Below are 14,810 nucleotides of genomic sequence, written 5' to 3'. Positions count from 1 at the left end.
AACAAAAATACTTAAGGAGGCTTTTCAAATGGGAAAAGAGAAATTTGACCGTTCGAAACCACATGCAAATATCGGTACAATTGGTCACGTTGACCACGGTAAAACTACTTTAACTGCTGCAATCACTAACGTATTAGCAAAAAGATCTGGTAAAGGTGTAGCTATGGCTTACGACCAAATCGATGGTGCTCCAGAAGAAAGAGAACGTGGAATCACAATCTCTACTGCACACGTTGAGTATGAAACTGATGCACGTCACTATGCACACGTTGACTGCCCAGGACACGCTGACTATGTTAAAAACATGATCACTGGTGCTGCACAAATGGACGGAGGAATCCTAGTTGTTTCTGCAGCTGATGGTCCAATGCCACAAACTCGTGAGCACATCCTTCTATCTCGTCAAGTAGGTGTACCTTACCTTGTTGTATTCATGAACAAATGTGACATGGTAGATGACGAAGAATTATTAGAACTAGTAGAAATGGAAATTCGTGACCTTCTTTCTGAATATGAATTCCCTGGTGACGACATTCCTGTTATCAAAGGTTCTGCTCTTAAAGCTCTTGAAGGTGAAACAGAATGGGAAGAAAAAGTACTTGAATTAATGGCTGCTGTTGATGAGTACATTCCAAATCCACAACGTGATACTGAAAAGCCATTCATGATGCCAGTTGAGGACGTATTCTCAATCACTGGTCGTGGAACTGTTGCTACAGGTCGTGTAGAGCGCGGACAAGTTAAAGTTGGTGAAGTTGTAGAAATCATCGGTTTAACTGAAGAGCCAAAATCAACTACTGTAACAGGTGTTGAAATGTTCCGTAAGCTTCTTGACTTTGCTGAAGCTGGTGACAACATCGGTGCACTACTTCGTGGTGTTGCTCGTGAAGACATCCAACGTGGTCAAGTACTTGCTAAACCAGGCACAATCAAGCCACACACTAAATTCAAAGCAGAAGTTTATGTATTATCAAAAGAAGAGGGTGGACGTCACACTCCATTCTTCTCTAACTACCGTCCTCAGTTCTACTTCCGTACAACTGACGTAACTGGAATTTGCCAACTTCCAGAAGGTGTTGAAATGGTAATGCCTGGTGATAACATCGAAATGACTGTTGAGCTAATTGCTCCAGTTGCGATCGAAGAAGGAACTAAGTTCTCTATTCGTGAAGGTGGACGTACAGTAGGCGCTGGTATCGTTGCTACAATCCAAGAATAATTAAATGAATGATAAAAGACAGGTGAGACTCTCACCTGTTTTATTTTGCCTAAAAATATTCTTTTCCAATAAATAACGGGTAATTTTCTTCTTAACGCTGTTGAAAAGATACGTAGAGGTATGTATAATAAAAAAAGTGTTAAAAAACAGGCAGATATAAAGTTTACTCTTGCATTTCATGTTTGTTTTTTATATAATAGACAATGTTGGTCTTTGACTGCGATGATGTGGAAGGTTGCTGATACACCCGGCCGCTTTGCCATGGCGAGTGTAAGGAAATTTCCACGGAGAATGTCTATTTCAAAAATAGGCGATAAAGGAGGGAAAATAATGGCAAAACAAAAAATTCGTATTCGTTTAAAAGCATATGATCACAGAATCCTTGATCAATCTGCAGAGAAAATCGTTGAAACAGCAAAACGTTCTGGAGCAGCTGTATCTGGTCCGATCCCACTTCCAACTGAGAAGTCTGTATATACGATTCTTCGTGCTGTGCACAAGTATAAAGATTCTCGTGAGCAATTTGAAATGCGTACACACAAACGCTTAATCGACATCATTAACCCAACACCACAAACTGTTGATTCATTAATGCGTTTAGATTTACCGTCTGGTGTTGACATTGAAATTAAACTTTAATTCAATATGAAATAAATGCAAATATTATAGGAGGTGTGACTAATGACCAAGGGAATCTTAGGTAGAAAAATCGGTATGACTCAAGTATTCGTAGGAAATGGTGAACTTGTACCGGTAACAGTTATCGAAGCTACTCCAAACGTAGTACTTCAAAAGAAATCTGTTGAAACTGATGGTTATGAAGCGATTCAAATCGGTTTTGATGATAAAAGAGAAAAGCTTTCAAACAAACCTGAAAAAGGCCATGTGGCAAAAGCTAATACTGGAACTAAGCGCTTCGTACGTGAATTACGTGGAGTAAGTTTAGAGCAGTTTGAAGTTGGTCAAGAAGTCAAAGTTGATATCTTCGCTGAAGGAGATATTGTTGATGTAACAGGAAAATCAAAAGGTAAAGGATTCCAAGGTGCGATTAAACGCCACGGACAATCCCGCGGACCTATGTCTCATGGTTCACGCTACCACCGTCGTCCTGGTTCAATGGGACCTGTAGCACCAAACCGTGTATTCAAAAACAAACTACTACCTGGACGTATGGGTGGAGAACGTGTTACTGTTCAAAACTTAGAAATTGTTAAAGTAGATACAGAACGTAATCTTCTTTTAGTAAAAGGTAATGTACCAGGCGCAAGAAAATCAGTAATTACTATTAAATCTGCTGTAAAAGCAAAGTAATTTACTAAGAAAGGAGGAAAATTCCTATGCCAAAAGTATCATTGTATAACCAAACTGGTTCATCAGTTGGAGAAATCGAATTAAACGATTCTGTATTCGGGATTGAACCAAATAACAAAGTACTATTTGACGCTGTCATTATGCAAAGAGCATCAATGCGTCAAGGTACTCATAAAACAAAAATTCGCTCAGAAGTAGCTGGCGGAGGACGCAAACCTTGGCGTCAAAAAGGAACTGGTCGTGCTCGTCAAGGGTCAATCCGTTCACCACAATGGCGTGGCGGTGGGACAGTATTTGGTCCTACACCAAGAAGCTATAGCTTTAAATTACCTAAAAAAGTACGCCGTTTAGCAATCAAATCAGCATTATCAAGTAAAGTGTTAGAGGACAATATTTTAGTATTAGATAATCTAGTATTAGACACTCCAAAAACAAAAGAAATGGTTGCAGTCTTAAAAGGTTTAAACGTAGACCGCAAAGCATTGATTGTAACAGCTGATAACAACGAAGCAATTGCACTTTCAGCACGTAATATTCCTGGAGTAACTGTTGTTGCGGCAAATGGAGTAAATGTTCTTGATGTTCTTAACCACGATAAGCTTGTGATTACTAAAGCTGCGGTGGAAAAAGTAGAGGAGGTGCTCGCATAATGAAAGATCCTCGTGATATTATTAAGCGCCCCGTAATTACTGAACGTTCATCAGATCTAATGGCTGAGAAAAAATATACATTTGATGTTGATGTTAAATCAAACAAGACTGAAGTAAAAGATGCGATTGAGCAAATTTTCGGAGTTAAAGTTGAAAAAGTTAACGTCATGAATTACAAAGGCAAATTCAAACGTGTAGGTCGTCACAGCGGATACACAAACAAACGCAGAAAAGCGATTGTAAAATTAACAGCTGATAGCAAAGAAATTGAATTCTTTGAAGTATAAGTCTAAAAGAGAAGGAGGGAAATAGAGATGGCGATTAAACATTATAAACCAACCTCAAACGGTCGTCGTAATATGACATCATTAGATTTTGCTGACATAACTACTGACAAACCGGAAAAGTCGTTACTAGCGCCTTTACACAGAAAAGGTGGTCGTAACAACCAAGGTAAATTAACAGTACGTCATCAAGGTGGCGGTCACAAGCGTCAATACCGTATCATCGATTTCAAACGTGAAAAAGATGGTATACCAGGACGCGTTGCTACGATTGAATATGATCCAAACCGTTCAGCAAATATTGCTTTAATAAACTATGTTGATGGAGAAAAGCGCTACATCCTAGCTCCTAAAAACTTAAAAGTTGGTATGGAGGTAGTATCAGGACCTGAAGCTGATATTAAAGTAGGAAATGCACTTCCATTAGTAAATATTCCAGTGGGTACAGTAATCCACAATATTGAATTAAAACCTGGTAAAGGCGGTCAATTAGTACGTTCTGCTGGTACTTCTGCACAAGTTCTTGGTAAAGAAGGTAAGTACGTATTAGTACGTCTTAACTCTGGTGAGGTTCGTATGATTCTTGCAACTTGCCGTGCAACAATCGGTCAAGTAGGTAATGAACAACACGAACTAGTGAACATTGGTAAAGCAGGTCGTTCACGTTGGTTAGGCAAGCGCCCAACAGTTCGTGGATCTGTAATGAACCCTAACGATCACCCACACGGTGGTGGTGAAGGTAAATCTCCAATCGGACGTAAATCACCAATGACTCCATGGGGTAAACCAACTCTTGGATTCAAAACTCGTAAGAAAACGAATAAGTCTGATAAATTTATCGTACGTAGTCGTAAAAAATAACGGGATTGTGCTACGGTTCATCGGAACCGTAGGTCAATCACGAAGGGAGGTTCACTCATGGGTCGTAGCTTAAAAAAGGGACCTTTTGTTGATGATCACTTGATGGTTAAGGTAGAAAAGATGAATGATTCTGAGAAAAAGCAAGTTATTAAAACTTGGTCTCGTCGTTCAACAATTTTCCCTCAATTTATTGGTCACACAATCGCTGTATATGATGGTCGCAAACACGTGCCGGTCTATGTAACTGAAGATATGGTTGGTCACAAGCTTGGTGAATTCGCACCAACTCGTACTTATAAAGGCCATGCAAATGACGATAAGAAAACAAGACGTTAATGAGAGGAGGATTATCTATGCAAGCTAAAGCTGTCGCGAGAACAGTTCGTATTGCTCCTCGTAAAGTTCGACTAGTCGCTGATTTGATTCGAGGTAAGCAAGTAGGTGAAGCAGTTGCAATCCTACGTCATACACCAAAAGCTGCTTCTCCAATTGTAGAAAAAGTTCTAAACTCTGCAATTGCAAATGCAGAACATAACTACGAAATGGACGCAAACAATTTAGTAATTACTGAAGCGTATGTAAATGAAGGTCCAACATTAAAAAGATTCCGTCCTAGAGCAATGGGACGTGCAAGTCAAATCAACAAACGCACTAGCCACATTACGATCGTGGTATCAGAGAAAAAGGAGGGATAAGTAGTGGGTCAAAAAGTTAATCCAATCGGAATGCGTGTCGGTATTATCCGTGATTGGGAATCAAAATGGTACGCAGGCAAAGATTATGCTGATTTATTACATGAAGACATCAAAGTACGTGAGTATATCGCAAAACGCTTAAAAGATGCTTCAGTATCTAAAATTGAAATTGAACGTGCTGCTAACCGTGTTAACGTAACTGTTCATACTGCTAAACCAGGAATGGTTATTGGTAAAGGTGGAACTGAAGTTGAAGCACTTCGTAAAGCACTTAACCAATTAACAGGCAAACGCGTTCACATTAATATCCTTGAAATCAAAAGAGCAGATGTTGATGCAACTCTAGTAGCAGAAAATATCGCTCGTCAATTAGAAAACCGTGTATCTTTCCGTCGTGCACAAAAACAAGCTATTCAACGTTCAATGCGTGCTGGTGCTCTAGGTATTAAGACAATGACTTCTGGTCGTCTTGGTGGAGCAGATATCGCTCGTGCAGAACATTATAGTGAAGGAACAGTTCCACTTCATACACTTCGTGCAGATATCGATTATGGTACTGCTGAAGCTGATACAACTTACGGAAAAATTGGCGTGAAAGTATGGATCTATCGTGGAGAAGTCCTTCCTACGAAGAAGAAAACTGAGGAAGGAGGAAAATAATATGTTGTTACCAAAACGCGTTAAATACCGCAGAGAACACCGTGGAAAAATGCGTGGTCAAGCAAAAGGTGGTACTGAAGTACACTTTGGTGAGTATGGTATTCAAGCTACTGAAGCATCTTGGATTACTAACCGTCAAATTGAGGCTGCTCGTATTGCAATGACTCGTTATATGAAACGTGGCGGTAAAGTTTGGATTAAAATTTTCCCATCTAAACCATATACAGCAAAACCTCTAGAAGTACGTATGGGATCTGGTAAAGGTGCTCCTGAAGGTTGGGTAGCAGTTGTAAAACCAGGCAAGGTATTATTTGAGATTGCTGGTGTATCTGAAGAGGTTGCTCGTGAAGCGTTACGTTTAGCATCACATAAGCTACCAATCAAGACTAAGTTTGTAAAACGTGAAGAAATTGGTGGTGAATCAAATGAAAGCTAATGAAATTCGTGACCTAACCACTGCTGAAATTGAACAAAAAGTAAAATCACTTAAAGAAGAATTATTTAATCTTCGCTTTCAATTAGCTACTGGACAACTTGAGAATACAGCACGTATTCGTGAAGTTCGTAAATCGATCGCTCGTATGAAAACAGTAGTCCGTGAAAGAGAGATCGGTCGTAAATAATCGATAACCAGAGAGGAGGTCTACTAAAGTGAGTGAACGCAATCAACGAAAAGTCTATACTGGACGTGTTGTATCCGACAAAATGGATAAAACGATCACTGTTCTTGTAGAAACCTATAAGAAACATTCTCTTTACGGTAAACGCGTAAAGTACTCTAAAAAATTTAAGGCACATGACGAAAACAATGAAGCTAAAATTGGCGACATCGTTAAAGTTATGGAGACTCGCCCATTATCCGCTACAAAACGCTTCCGTTTAGTTGAAGTGGTAGAAAAAGCAGTAATTATCTAATTTTAATTTGTTCGGATCAATCAAAAATCCGAAGGGAGGTTTCATGAATGATTCAACAAGAAACTCGTTTGAAGGTTGCTGACAATTCAGGTGCTCGTGAAGTACTTACTATTAAAGTATTAGGTGGATCTGGTCGCAAAACAGCAAATATTGGTGATGTAATCGTTTGTACAGTAAAACAAGCAACACCAGGTGGCGTTGTTAAAAAAGGTGATGTAGTAAAAGCCGTAATCGTACGTACGAAAAGTGGCGTTCGTCGTAAAGACGGTACTTATATCCGTTTTGATGAAAATGCTTGCGTTATTATCCGTGATGATAAGAGTCCACGTGGAACTCGTATCTTCGGACCTGTTGCACGTGAACTTCGCGATAGCAACTTTATGAAAATTGTTTCATTAGCTCCAGAAGTATTATAAAACGAAATTGATTGGCCTTTAAGGAGGTGCGAAATAGATGCATGTAAAAAAAGGTGACAAAGTTCAAGTTCTTTCTGGAAAAGATAAAGGTAAACAAGGTGTAATCCTTGAAGCATATCCAAAGAAAGACCGTGTACTAGTTGAAGGCGTAAATATTGTAAAAAAACATTCAAAGCCGTCTCAAGCTAATCCACAAGGTGGAATTATCAGCCAAGAGGCACCTATTCATGTATCAAATGTTATGCCATTAGATCCAAAATCTGGTACACCAACTCGTGTTGGTTACAAAGAAGTTAATGGCAAAAAGGTACGTGTTGCAAAAAAATCTGGTGAAACTTTAGATAAATAGTATAGAAGAAAGGAGGTACTTACATGAGCCGCCTAAAAGAAAAATTCCAAAAAGACATTACACCTGCTCTAATGAGCAAGTTTAATTATACGTCTGTCATGCAGGTTCCAAAATTAGAAAAGATCGTAATTAACATGGGTGTTGGTGATGCAGTTCAAAACTCTAAAGCATTAGATAATGCTGTTGAAGAATTAGCAGCAATCACTGGTCAAAAGCCTGTTGTAACAAAAGCTAAGAAGTCAATCGCTGGTTTCCGTCTACGTGAAGGTATGCCAATCGGTGCAAAAGTTACATTACGTGGTGAGCGTATGTACCAATTCTTAGACAAACTAATTTCAGTATCACTACCACGTGTACGTGACTTCCGTGGAATTTCTAAGAAATCATTCGATGGTCGCGGTAACTATACACTTGGTGTAAAAGAACAATTGATATTCCCTGAAATTGATTATGATAAAGTAAGCAAAGTACGTGGTATGGATATCGTAATCGTAACAACTGCGAATACTGACGAAGAAGCTCGTGAGTTATTAACAGGATTCGGAATGCCGTTCCAAAAGTAAAGGAGGCGAAATCGTGGCTAAAAAATCAATGGTTGCGAAACAAAAACGCACACAAAAATTCAAAGTGCAAGAGTATACTCGTTGTGAGCGTTGTGGTCGTCCACACTCTGTACTTCGTAAATTTAAATTATGCCGTATTTGTTTCCGTGAACTAGCTTATAAGGGTCAAATTCCTGGTGTAAAAAAAGCAAGTTGGTAAACCCCGAATAGGGAAGGAGGTAAAATTACTATGGTGATGACAGATCCAATTGCAGATATGCTTACTCGCATCCGTAATGCGAACATGGTACGTCACGAAAAACTTGAAATCCCTGCATCAAAAATTAAAAGGGATATCGCTGAAATCTTAAAGCGTGAAGGTTTCGTTCGTGATGTTGAATTTATTGAGGATGACAAACAAGGAATTATCCGTATCTTCTTGAAATACGGTGCAAATAATGAGCGTGTAATTACTGGTCTAAAACGTATTAGTAAACCAGGACTTCGCGTTTATGCGAAATCTGATGAAGTACCACGTGTGTTAAACGGTCTAGGAATAGCAATCGTTTCAACTTCACAAGGTGTATTAACTGATAAAGAAGCTCGTCAAAAGCAAACTGGCGGAGAAGTATTAGCTTACGTTTGGTAATTGCTTGAAAAGAATGGAGGTGTAGTACATGTCACGTATTGGTAAGAAACCAATCGAAATTCCATCTGGTGTTACTGTTACTTTTAACGAAAACACTATTACTGTAAAAGGACCGAAAGGCGAACTAACTCGTACTTTCCATCCTGATATGATTATTAAGCATGAAGATAACGTTATTAACGTTACTCGTCCGACTGATAATAAAGAACACCGTGCACTTCACGGCACAACACGTAGTATTCTAGGAAACATGATTGAGGGAGTACACAAAGGCTTTGAAAGAGGCTTAGAGTTAATCGGGGTCGGTTACCGTGCTCAAAAAGCTGGAAATAAATTAGTCCTTAATGTTGGTTACTCTCACCCAGTTGAAATGGTTCCAGAAGCTGGTATCGAAATCGATGTTCCTTCAAATACAAAAATTATTGTAAAAGGTATCGATAAAGAGCGTGTTGGTGCATTAGCTGCTAATATTCGTGGTGTACGTCCGCCTGAGCCTTATAAAGGAAAAGGTATTCGCTACGAAGGTGAATTTGTTCGTCGTAAAGAAGGTAAAACTGCGAAGTAAACCTTTTTAGGTAAAAGAAAGGAGAGACGTAAATGATTACGAAACAGGATAAAAATGCAGTCCGTAGAAAAAGACATATTCGTGTTCGTTCTCGTGTATCTGGAACTGCTGCTCGCCCTCGCTTAAATGTGTTTCGTTCTAACAAACACATTTACGCTCAATTAATTGATGATGTAAATTCTGTTACACTTGCAAGTGCTTCTACAATGGATAAAGAACTTAACCTTGAAGCCGCTGGTAACGTAGATGCAGCACAAAAAGTTGGCGAACTTGTTGCAAAACGTGCAATCGAAAAAGGAATCAAAGCGGTAGTTTTTGACCGTGGAGGATATCTATATCATGGACGTGTAAAAGCTTTAGCTGAAGCTGCACGTGAAGCTGGACTAGAATTTTAGTAAAAAGGAGGGACAATAAGATGCATCGCATTGATCCAAACAAATTAGAACTTGAAGAACGCGTTGTTACCGTTAACCGTGTAGCTAAGGTTGTAAAGGGTGGTCGTCGATTCCGCTTTGCCGCATTAGTTGTAGTTGGAGATAAAAACGGACACGTTGGATTTGGTACTGGAAAAGCACAAGAAGTTCCAGATGCAATCCGTAAAGCTATCGAAGATGCTAAAAAGAACCTAATTTCGGTTCCGAAGGTTGGAACTACTATACCTCATCAAGTAATCGGTCGTTTTGGAGCTGGTGAAGTATTATTAAAGCCTGCATCAGAAGGTACAGGGGTTATCGCAGGTGGCCCGGTACGTGCTGTTCTTGAATTAGCAGGTGTTGGTGATATTTTATCAAAATCACTAGGAACAAACACTCCAGTAAATATGATTCGTGCTACTATTGATGGACTTACTCAATTAAAGCGTGCTGAAGATGTAGCTAAGTTACGTGGTAAATCAGTAGAAGAACTGTTAGGATAAGGAGGGAAACCAAATGTCAAACAAATTAGCAATTACCCTCACTCGCAGTGTCATTGGACGCCCTGAAGACCAACGTGTAACTGTTCGTACTCTAGGATTAAAAAAATTACATCAAACTGTTGTTCATGATGATAATGCTGCGATTCGCGGTATGATTAATAAAGTTGCTCATCTTGTTACGGTTAAAGAACAATAATTGAATTTTTTTCTGAAATAAGGAGGTGCCCAAATGAAACTTCATGAATTACAACCAGCAGAAGGATCACGTAAAACACGTAATCGTGTAGGTCGTGGTATTGGATCAGGTAATGGTAAAACTTCTGGTAAAGGTCACAAAGGACAAAATGCTCGTTCAGGTGGTGGTGTACGTCCTGGATTTGAGGGTGGTCAAACACCTTTATTCCAACGTCTACCTAAACGTGGATTCACGAACATCAATCGCAAGGACTTTGCAATTGTTAACCTTGAAACTCTTAACCGTTTTGAAGATGGAACAGAAGTAACACCTGAACTTTTAATCGAAACTGGTGTTGTAAGTAAATTAAATGCTGGTATTAAGATTCTTGGAAAAGGAACTCTTGAAAAGAAACTTACAGTAAAAGCTCATAAATTCTCCTCTACTGCTAAAGAAGCGATTGAAGCCGCTGGCGGAAATACAGAGGTGATTTAATGTTTCAGACAATCTCCAATTTTATGCGCGTAAGTGATATAAGAAATAAGATTATATTCACTTTACTTATGTTAGTAGTGTTCAGAATCGGTACCTTTATACCGGTACCAAACGTGAATGCTGATGTATTGAAGGAAAGTGGAACATCAGGTGTATTTGGTTTACTAAATACATTTGGTGGGGGCGCCCTTTCAAACTTCTCAATTCTTGCTATGGGGATCATGCCGTATATCACAGCATCCATTATCATTCAATTATTGCAAATGGATGTTGTTCCTAAATTTACGGAATGGTCGAAGCAAGGTGAGGTTGGACGCCGAAAACTTGCTCAATTCACTCGTTACGGAACAATTGTACTAGGTTTTATACAAGCGCTAGGAATGTCTTATGGCTTTAACAACATGGCAAATGGACAATTAATTAAAAATCCCGGAATTGATACGTATCTTTTAATCGCAGTTGTTCTTACTGGCGGAACTGCATTTCTTATGTGGTTAGGCGAGCAAATTACTGCAAAAGGAGTAGGTAATGGGATTTCAATTATCATTTTTGCTGGTATCGTTGCTGCTATTCCAAATGCGGTAAACCAAGTATATGTTCAACAGTTTGAAGATGCTGGTGATCAACTATTCTTACGAATCGTTACTGTAATACTATTGTTAGTTGCTATAGTAGCCGTAGTAGTAGCTGTTATCTTCATCCAACAAGCTATTCGTAAAATACCAATTCAATACGCAAAGCGGTTAGTTGCAAATAGTCCTGTTGGTGGACACTCAACACATTTACCATTAAAAGTAAATGCTGCAGGGGTTATTCCCGTAATCTTCGCGGTGTCTTTCATTATTACACCACCTACGATTGCATCGTTTTTTGGTCCAAATAGTGTGACATTGTGGATTGAAAAATATTTTGATTATACACAACCTGTTGGTATGATTATATATATTGCACTCATCGTTGCCTTCACTTATTTCTATACATTTGTTCAAGTTAATCCTGAACAAATGGCAGATAATTTGAAAAAGCAAGGTGGGTATATCCCAGGGATCCGCCCAGGAAAGAATACACAAGAATATGTAACAAAAATTCTGTATCGATTAACCTTCGTTGGTTCTATTTTCTTAGCAGCTATATCTATTCTTCCTGTATTCTTTATAAAGTTTGCTAACCTACCGGAATCTGCACAGATTGGTGGAACAAGTTTGCTGATCGTTGTTGGTGTTGCTTTAGAAACAATGAAACAGCTAGAAAGTCAACTTGTGAAACGTCATTATAAAGGATTTATCAAATAAGGTTCTGGGAATATGACTTTCCCAGTACCTACAAAGATAAGAGGCTGAGGGGGAAATTCACTTGAACTTAGTATTAATGGGGCTTCCGGGTGCTGGAAAAGGTACACAAGCCGAACAAATCGTTGAAAAGTACAACATCCCTCATATCTCTACAGGAGATATGTTCCGAGCTGCAATCAAAGAAGGAACAGAACTTGGGTTAAAAGCAAAGTCTTTTATGGATAAAGGTGAGCTTGTCCCAGATGAAGTGACAATTGGAATTGTTCGTGAAAGACTAAGTAAAGATGATTGTGAGAATGGATTTCTACTTGATGGCTTTCCTCGTACTGTTCCTCAAGCAGAAGCACTTGAACAAATTTTATCTGAACTTGATAAGTTAATTGATTATGTAATTAATATCGATGTTAATCAAGATATTTTACTCGAAAGACTGACAGGTCGTAGAATTTGTAAAAGCTGCGGTTCAACTTATCACCTTGTATTTAATCCTCCTCATGAAGAAGGTAAATGTGATAAATGTGGCGGCGAGCTTTACCAACGTGCTGATGATAATGAAGAAACAGTTGGAACTCGTTTAGAGGTTAATGTTAAGCAATCGAAGCCTCTTCTGGACTTTTATGAAGGAAAAGGATATCTTCGCAATATTAACGGACAACAGGATATCAACAAAGTCTTTGCTGATATTGAGGAGCTTCTTGGGGGATTAAAGTAAATGATTATCTGTAAGACACCTAGAGAAATAGACATCATGCGTGAAGCAGGTAAAATCGTTGCTTTAACACACCAAGAACTTAAGAAATATCTCGCTCCAGGAATCACAACTAGAGAACTGGATATAATTGCAGAAAAGTTTATTTGTGGTTTTGATGCAATTCCATCTTTTAAAGGGTATAATGGATTTCGCGGCAGCATATGTACTTCAGTAAATGAAGAGCTAGTTCATGGAATTCCAGGTGATCGAGTTTTACATGACGGTGATATAATAAGCATCGATATCGGTGCCAATTATAATGGCTATCATGGAGATTCTGCTTGGACTTATGGAATAGGAGCTATATCTGCTGAAAATCAAAAACTTCTGGAAGTAACAGAAGAATCCCTTTATAGAGGATTAAAAGAAGCAAAACCTGGTGAGCGTCTTTCAAATATATCTCATGCAATTCAAGTTTATGCTGAGTCTAATGATTTCTCGATTGTTAGAGAGTATGTTGGACACGGTGTTGGGCAAGAGTTACATGAGGATCCACAAATTCCGCATTACGGTCCACCTAATAAGGGACCGCGTTTAAAACCAGGAATGGTACTTGCCGTTGAACCGATGGTAAATGCAGGTAGTCGATACGTGAAGACGTTAGCAGATAACTGGACTGTTGTAACAGTCGATGGCAAGACGTGTGCTCATTTTGAACATACAATTGCTATTACAGAAACAGGGTATGAAATCTTAACAAAAGCATAAGAGGATTGCCCTACTAATAATTATAACAATCATCTTAATTTTTGATTACGTATCTCCGGAAGTTCAGAGCAGTATTAATGAAACTGGTCGTATGGCAAACCGAGATGAAGTTTGTCGATGAGCAAGTTACTGATTTGAAGAAGGGAGAACATTCCAATGGCGAAAGACGATGTAATTGAAATAGAGGGTACTGTCGTTGAAACATTACCGAATGCAATGTTTAAAGTTGAGTTAGAAAATGGTCATAATGTTTTAGCTCATGTTTCTGGTAAAATTCGCATGCACTTTATTCGTATTTTACCTGGAGACAAGGTTACGGTAGAATTATCACCATATGACTTGACTCGCGGTAGAATTACGTACCGTTTTAAATAAATGCGCTCCGTACTATCAAGGAGGTTAGAAAAATGAAAGTGAGACCATCTGTAAAACCTATTTGCGAAAAATGTAAAGTTATTCGCCGAAAAGGTAAAGTAATGGTTATTTGTGAAAACCCTAAACATAAACAAAAACAAGGTTAATCCACAAGGAGGTGTACGTTTAAATGGCACGTATTGCTGGTGTAGATATTCCACGTGATAAACGTATTGTTGTTTCATTAACATATATTTTCGGAATCGGCCGTCCAACTGCTGAAAAGGTTTTAGCTGAGGCTGGAGTTTCTGAAGATACACGTGTTCGTGATCTTACTGAAGAAGAATTAGGAAAAATCCGTGATATTATTGACCGTTTTAAAGTTGAAGGTGACCTTCGTCGTGAAGTATCTCTTAACATTAAGCGTCTAATTGAAATTGGCTCATATCGTGGTCTTCGCCACCGTCGCGGACTACCTGTTAGAGGTCAAAATACAAAAAATAATGCTCGTACACGTAAAGGTCCTCGTCGTACTGTAGCGAACAAGAAAAAATAATTAGTAAATAAAGGAGGTAAATCATAAAATGGCTCGTAAAACGAATACTCGTAAACGTCGTGTGAAAAAGAATATTGAAGCTGGCGTTGCACACATCCGTTCAACATTCAATAACACTATCGTAACAATTACTGATACACACGGAAATGCTATTTCATGGTCAAGCGCAGGTGCTCTTGGATTTAGAGGTTCACGTAAATCAACACCATACGCTGCTCAAATGGCTGCAGAAACTGCTGCAAAGGTTTCAATGGAACATGGTATGAGAACTCTTGAAGTAACTGTTAAAGGTCCTGGAGCAGGTCGTGAAGCTGCAATTCGTGCACTTCAAGCTGCTGGACTAGAAGTTACTGCAATTAAAGACGTTACTCCAGTACCACATAACGGATGTCGTCCTCCAAAACGTCGCCGTGTTTAACTTTATTCCTGCAGAATAAAGTTAAGCCT

29 protein-coding genes and 1 pseudogene are annotated in these 14,810 nt (G+C 38.9%); all 30 read left to right on the top strand.

From position 1 onward, the window contains the following. The first annotated feature begins 28 nt into the window (after window positions 1-28). The 30 genes and pseudogenes from tuf to rpsK all read left to right on the top strand — a co-directional run bounded on the left by tuf (window position 29) and on the right by rpsK (window position 14,781). Window positions 29-1,219 carry an elongation factor Tu gene (gene tuf / locus MJG50_RS12160; RefSeq protein ID WP_240256006.1) on the top strand — a complete coding sequence of 397 codons (1,191 nt, stop codon included), beginning with the start codon at window positions 29-31 and terminating at the stop codon, window positions 1,217-1,219. Between the two features lie 330 nt (window positions 1,220-1,549). After that, window positions 1,550-1,858: a 30S ribosomal protein S10 gene (gene rpsJ, locus MJG50_RS12155; RefSeq protein WP_003348621.1), complete on the top strand. Its 309-nt coding sequence runs from the start codon at window positions 1,550-1,552 to the stop codon at window positions 1,856-1,858. A gap of 42 nt (window positions 1,859-1,900) precedes the next feature. After that, window positions 1,901-2,530, top strand: coding sequence for a 50S ribosomal protein L3 (gene rplC, locus MJG50_RS12150; RefSeq protein ID WP_240256005.1), 630 nt, complete (start codon window positions 1,901-1,903; stop codon window positions 2,528-2,530). 26 nt (window positions 2,531-2,556) lie between these two features. After that, window positions 2,557-3,180: a 50S ribosomal protein L4 gene (gene rplD, locus MJG50_RS12145; RefSeq protein WP_240256004.1), complete on the top strand. Its 624-nt coding sequence runs from the start codon at window positions 2,557-2,559 to the stop codon at window positions 3,178-3,180. After that, window positions 3,180-3,467 carry a 50S ribosomal protein L23 gene (gene rplW / locus MJG50_RS12140; RefSeq protein ID WP_240256003.1) on the top strand — a complete coding sequence of 96 codons (288 nt, stop codon included), beginning with the start codon at window positions 3,180-3,182 and terminating at the stop codon, window positions 3,465-3,467. Before rplD ends, rplW begins: the two co-directional genes overlap by 1 nt. Before the next feature lie 27 nt (window positions 3,468-3,494). Next, complete coding sequence (rplB, locus tag MJG50_RS12135) at window positions 3,495-4,325, top strand: 50S ribosomal protein L2 (RefSeq protein ID WP_240256002.1); 831 nt, start codon at window positions 3,495-3,497, stop codon at window positions 4,323-4,325. A 57-nt stretch (window positions 4,326-4,382) separates the two neighbouring features. After that, window positions 4,383-4,661 carry a 30S ribosomal protein S19 gene (rpsS, locus tag MJG50_RS12130; RefSeq protein ID WP_240256001.1) on the top strand — a complete coding sequence of 93 codons (279 nt, stop codon included), beginning with the start codon at window positions 4,383-4,385 and terminating at the stop codon, window positions 4,659-4,661. Between the two features lie 17 nt (window positions 4,662-4,678). Beyond that, window positions 4,679-5,020: a 50S ribosomal protein L22 gene (gene rplV / locus MJG50_RS12125; protein WP_229141896.1), complete on the top strand. Its 342-nt coding sequence runs from the start codon at window positions 4,679-4,681 to the stop codon at window positions 5,018-5,020. 3 nt (window positions 5,021-5,023) lie between these two features. Then, window positions 5,024-5,680: a 30S ribosomal protein S3 gene (rpsC, locus tag MJG50_RS12120; RefSeq protein ID WP_240256000.1), complete on the top strand. Its 657-nt coding sequence runs from the start codon at window positions 5,024-5,026 to the stop codon at window positions 5,678-5,680. Between the two features lies 1 nt (window position 5,681). Continuing rightward, window positions 5,682-6,116 (top strand): 50S ribosomal protein L16, encoded by a 435-nt coding sequence (gene rplP, locus MJG50_RS12115; protein WP_240255999.1) that lies wholly within the window; start codon window positions 5,682-5,684, stop codon window positions 6,114-6,116. Further along, the gene (gene rpmC, locus MJG50_RS12110) at window positions 6,106-6,303 is read left to right on the top strand and encodes a 50S ribosomal protein L29 (protein ID WP_010285065.1); all 198 of its coding nucleotides are present in this window, start codon (window positions 6,106-6,108) and stop codon (window positions 6,301-6,303) included. Before rplP ends, rpmC begins: the two co-directional genes overlap by 11 nt. Before the next feature lie 28 nt (window positions 6,304-6,331). Then, on the top strand, window positions 6,332-6,595 hold the full coding sequence (gene rpsQ, locus MJG50_RS12105; RefSeq protein ID WP_240255998.1) for a 30S ribosomal protein S17: 264 nt from the start codon (window positions 6,332-6,334) through the stop codon (window positions 6,593-6,595). Window positions 6,596-6,642: 47 nt separating this feature from the next. Next, a complete protein-coding gene (rplN, locus tag MJG50_RS12100) occupies window positions 6,643-7,011 on the top strand; it encodes a 50S ribosomal protein L14 (protein WP_240255997.1) in 369 nt (122 codons plus the stop codon). Window positions 7,012-7,048: 37 nt separating this feature from the next. Continuing rightward, entirely contained in the window at window positions 7,049-7,360 is a 312-nt protein-coding gene (rplX, locus tag MJG50_RS12095) for a 50S ribosomal protein L24 (RefSeq protein WP_240255996.1), read from the top strand. Window positions 7,361-7,383: 23 nt separating this feature from the next. Then, a complete protein-coding gene (rplE, locus tag MJG50_RS12090; RefSeq protein ID WP_240255995.1) occupies window positions 7,384-7,923 on the top strand; it encodes a 50S ribosomal protein L5 in 540 nt (179 codons plus the stop codon). Window positions 7,924-7,936: 13 nt separating this feature from the next. Next, window positions 7,937-8,122 carry a type Z 30S ribosomal protein S14 gene (locus tag MJG50_RS12085; RefSeq protein WP_240255994.1) on the top strand — a complete coding sequence of 62 codons (186 nt, stop codon included), beginning with the start codon at window positions 7,937-7,939 and terminating at the stop codon, window positions 8,120-8,122. Window positions 8,123-8,152: 30 nt separating this feature from the next. Continuing rightward, window positions 8,153-8,551: a 30S ribosomal protein S8 gene (rpsH, locus tag MJG50_RS12080; protein WP_240255993.1), complete on the top strand. Its 399-nt coding sequence runs from the start codon at window positions 8,153-8,155 to the stop codon at window positions 8,549-8,551. 28 nt (window positions 8,552-8,579) lie between these two features. Further along, on the top strand, window positions 8,580-9,116 hold the full coding sequence (gene rplF / locus MJG50_RS12075; protein ID WP_240255992.1) for a 50S ribosomal protein L6: 537 nt from the start codon (window positions 8,580-8,582) through the stop codon (window positions 9,114-9,116). Between the two features lie 32 nt (window positions 9,117-9,148). After that, window positions 9,149-9,511, top strand: a complete 363-nt coding sequence (gene rplR, locus MJG50_RS12070) for a 50S ribosomal protein L18 (RefSeq protein WP_240255991.1) — start codon at window positions 9,149-9,151, stop codon at window positions 9,509-9,511. A 20-nt stretch (window positions 9,512-9,531) separates the two neighbouring features. Beyond that, window positions 9,532-10,032: a 30S ribosomal protein S5 gene (rpsE, locus tag MJG50_RS12065; protein WP_240255990.1), complete on the top strand. Its 501-nt coding sequence runs from the start codon at window positions 9,532-9,534 to the stop codon at window positions 10,030-10,032. Window positions 10,033-10,045: 13 nt separating this feature from the next. Then, a complete protein-coding gene (rpmD, locus tag MJG50_RS12060) occupies window positions 10,046-10,228 on the top strand; it encodes a 50S ribosomal protein L30 (protein WP_240255989.1) in 183 nt (60 codons plus the stop codon). Between the two features lie 33 nt (window positions 10,229-10,261). After that, complete coding sequence (rplO, locus tag MJG50_RS12055) at window positions 10,262-10,702, top strand: 50S ribosomal protein L15 (RefSeq protein ID WP_240255988.1); 441 nt, start codon at window positions 10,262-10,264, stop codon at window positions 10,700-10,702. After that, the gene (secY, locus tag MJG50_RS12050) at window positions 10,702-11,994 is read left to right on the top strand and encodes a preprotein translocase subunit SecY (protein ID WP_240255987.1); all 1,293 of its coding nucleotides are present in this window, start codon (window positions 10,702-10,704) and stop codon (window positions 11,992-11,994) included. Before rplO ends, secY begins: the two co-directional genes overlap by 1 nt. Window positions 11,995-12,055: 61 nt before the next feature. Then, window positions 12,056-12,706: an adenylate kinase gene (locus tag MJG50_RS12045; protein ID WP_240255986.1), complete on the top strand. Its 651-nt coding sequence runs from the start codon at window positions 12,056-12,058 to the stop codon at window positions 12,704-12,706. After that, the gene (gene map / locus MJG50_RS12040) at window positions 12,707-13,453 is read left to right on the top strand and encodes a type I methionyl aminopeptidase (RefSeq protein WP_240255985.1); all 747 of its coding nucleotides are present in this window, start codon (window positions 12,707-12,709) and stop codon (window positions 13,451-13,453) included. It begins immediately after the preceding gene. Window positions 13,454-13,496: 43 nt separating this feature from the next. Next, a pseudogene (locus tag MJG50_RS12035) lies at window positions 13,497-13,632 on the top strand (KOW domain-containing RNA-binding protein); the annotation flags it as partial. After that, window positions 13,610-13,828 carry a translation initiation factor IF-1 gene (gene infA, locus MJG50_RS12030; RefSeq protein ID WP_121610285.1) on the top strand — a complete coding sequence of 73 codons (219 nt, stop codon included), beginning with the start codon at window positions 13,610-13,612 and terminating at the stop codon, window positions 13,826-13,828. The pseudogene MJG50_RS12035 and the gene infA, both read left to right, overlap by 23 nt. Before the next feature lie 32 nt (window positions 13,829-13,860). Next, window positions 13,861-13,974, top strand: coding sequence for a 50S ribosomal protein L36 (rpmJ, locus tag MJG50_RS12025; RefSeq protein ID WP_003156543.1), 114 nt, complete (start codon window positions 13,861-13,863; stop codon window positions 13,972-13,974). A 23-nt stretch (window positions 13,975-13,997) separates the two neighbouring features. Next, window positions 13,998-14,363: a 30S ribosomal protein S13 gene (rpsM, locus tag MJG50_RS12020; protein WP_240255984.1), complete on the top strand. Its 366-nt coding sequence runs from the start codon at window positions 13,998-14,000 to the stop codon at window positions 14,361-14,363. 28 nt (window positions 14,364-14,391) lie between these two features. After that, entirely contained in the window at window positions 14,392-14,781 is a 390-nt protein-coding gene (gene rpsK, locus MJG50_RS12015; protein WP_240255983.1) for a 30S ribosomal protein S11, read from the top strand. The last annotated feature ends 29 nt before the right edge of the window (window positions 14,782-14,810 follow it).

Source organism: Fredinandcohnia quinoae (assembly GCF_022427965.1).
Classification (GTDB): domain Bacteria; phylum Bacillota; class Bacilli; order Bacillales; family Bacillaceae_L; genus Ferdinandcohnia; species Ferdinandcohnia quinoae.
The sequence above is the reverse complement of the archived record's forward strand: the minus strand, read 5'-3'. Positions and strand labels throughout refer to the sequence as shown.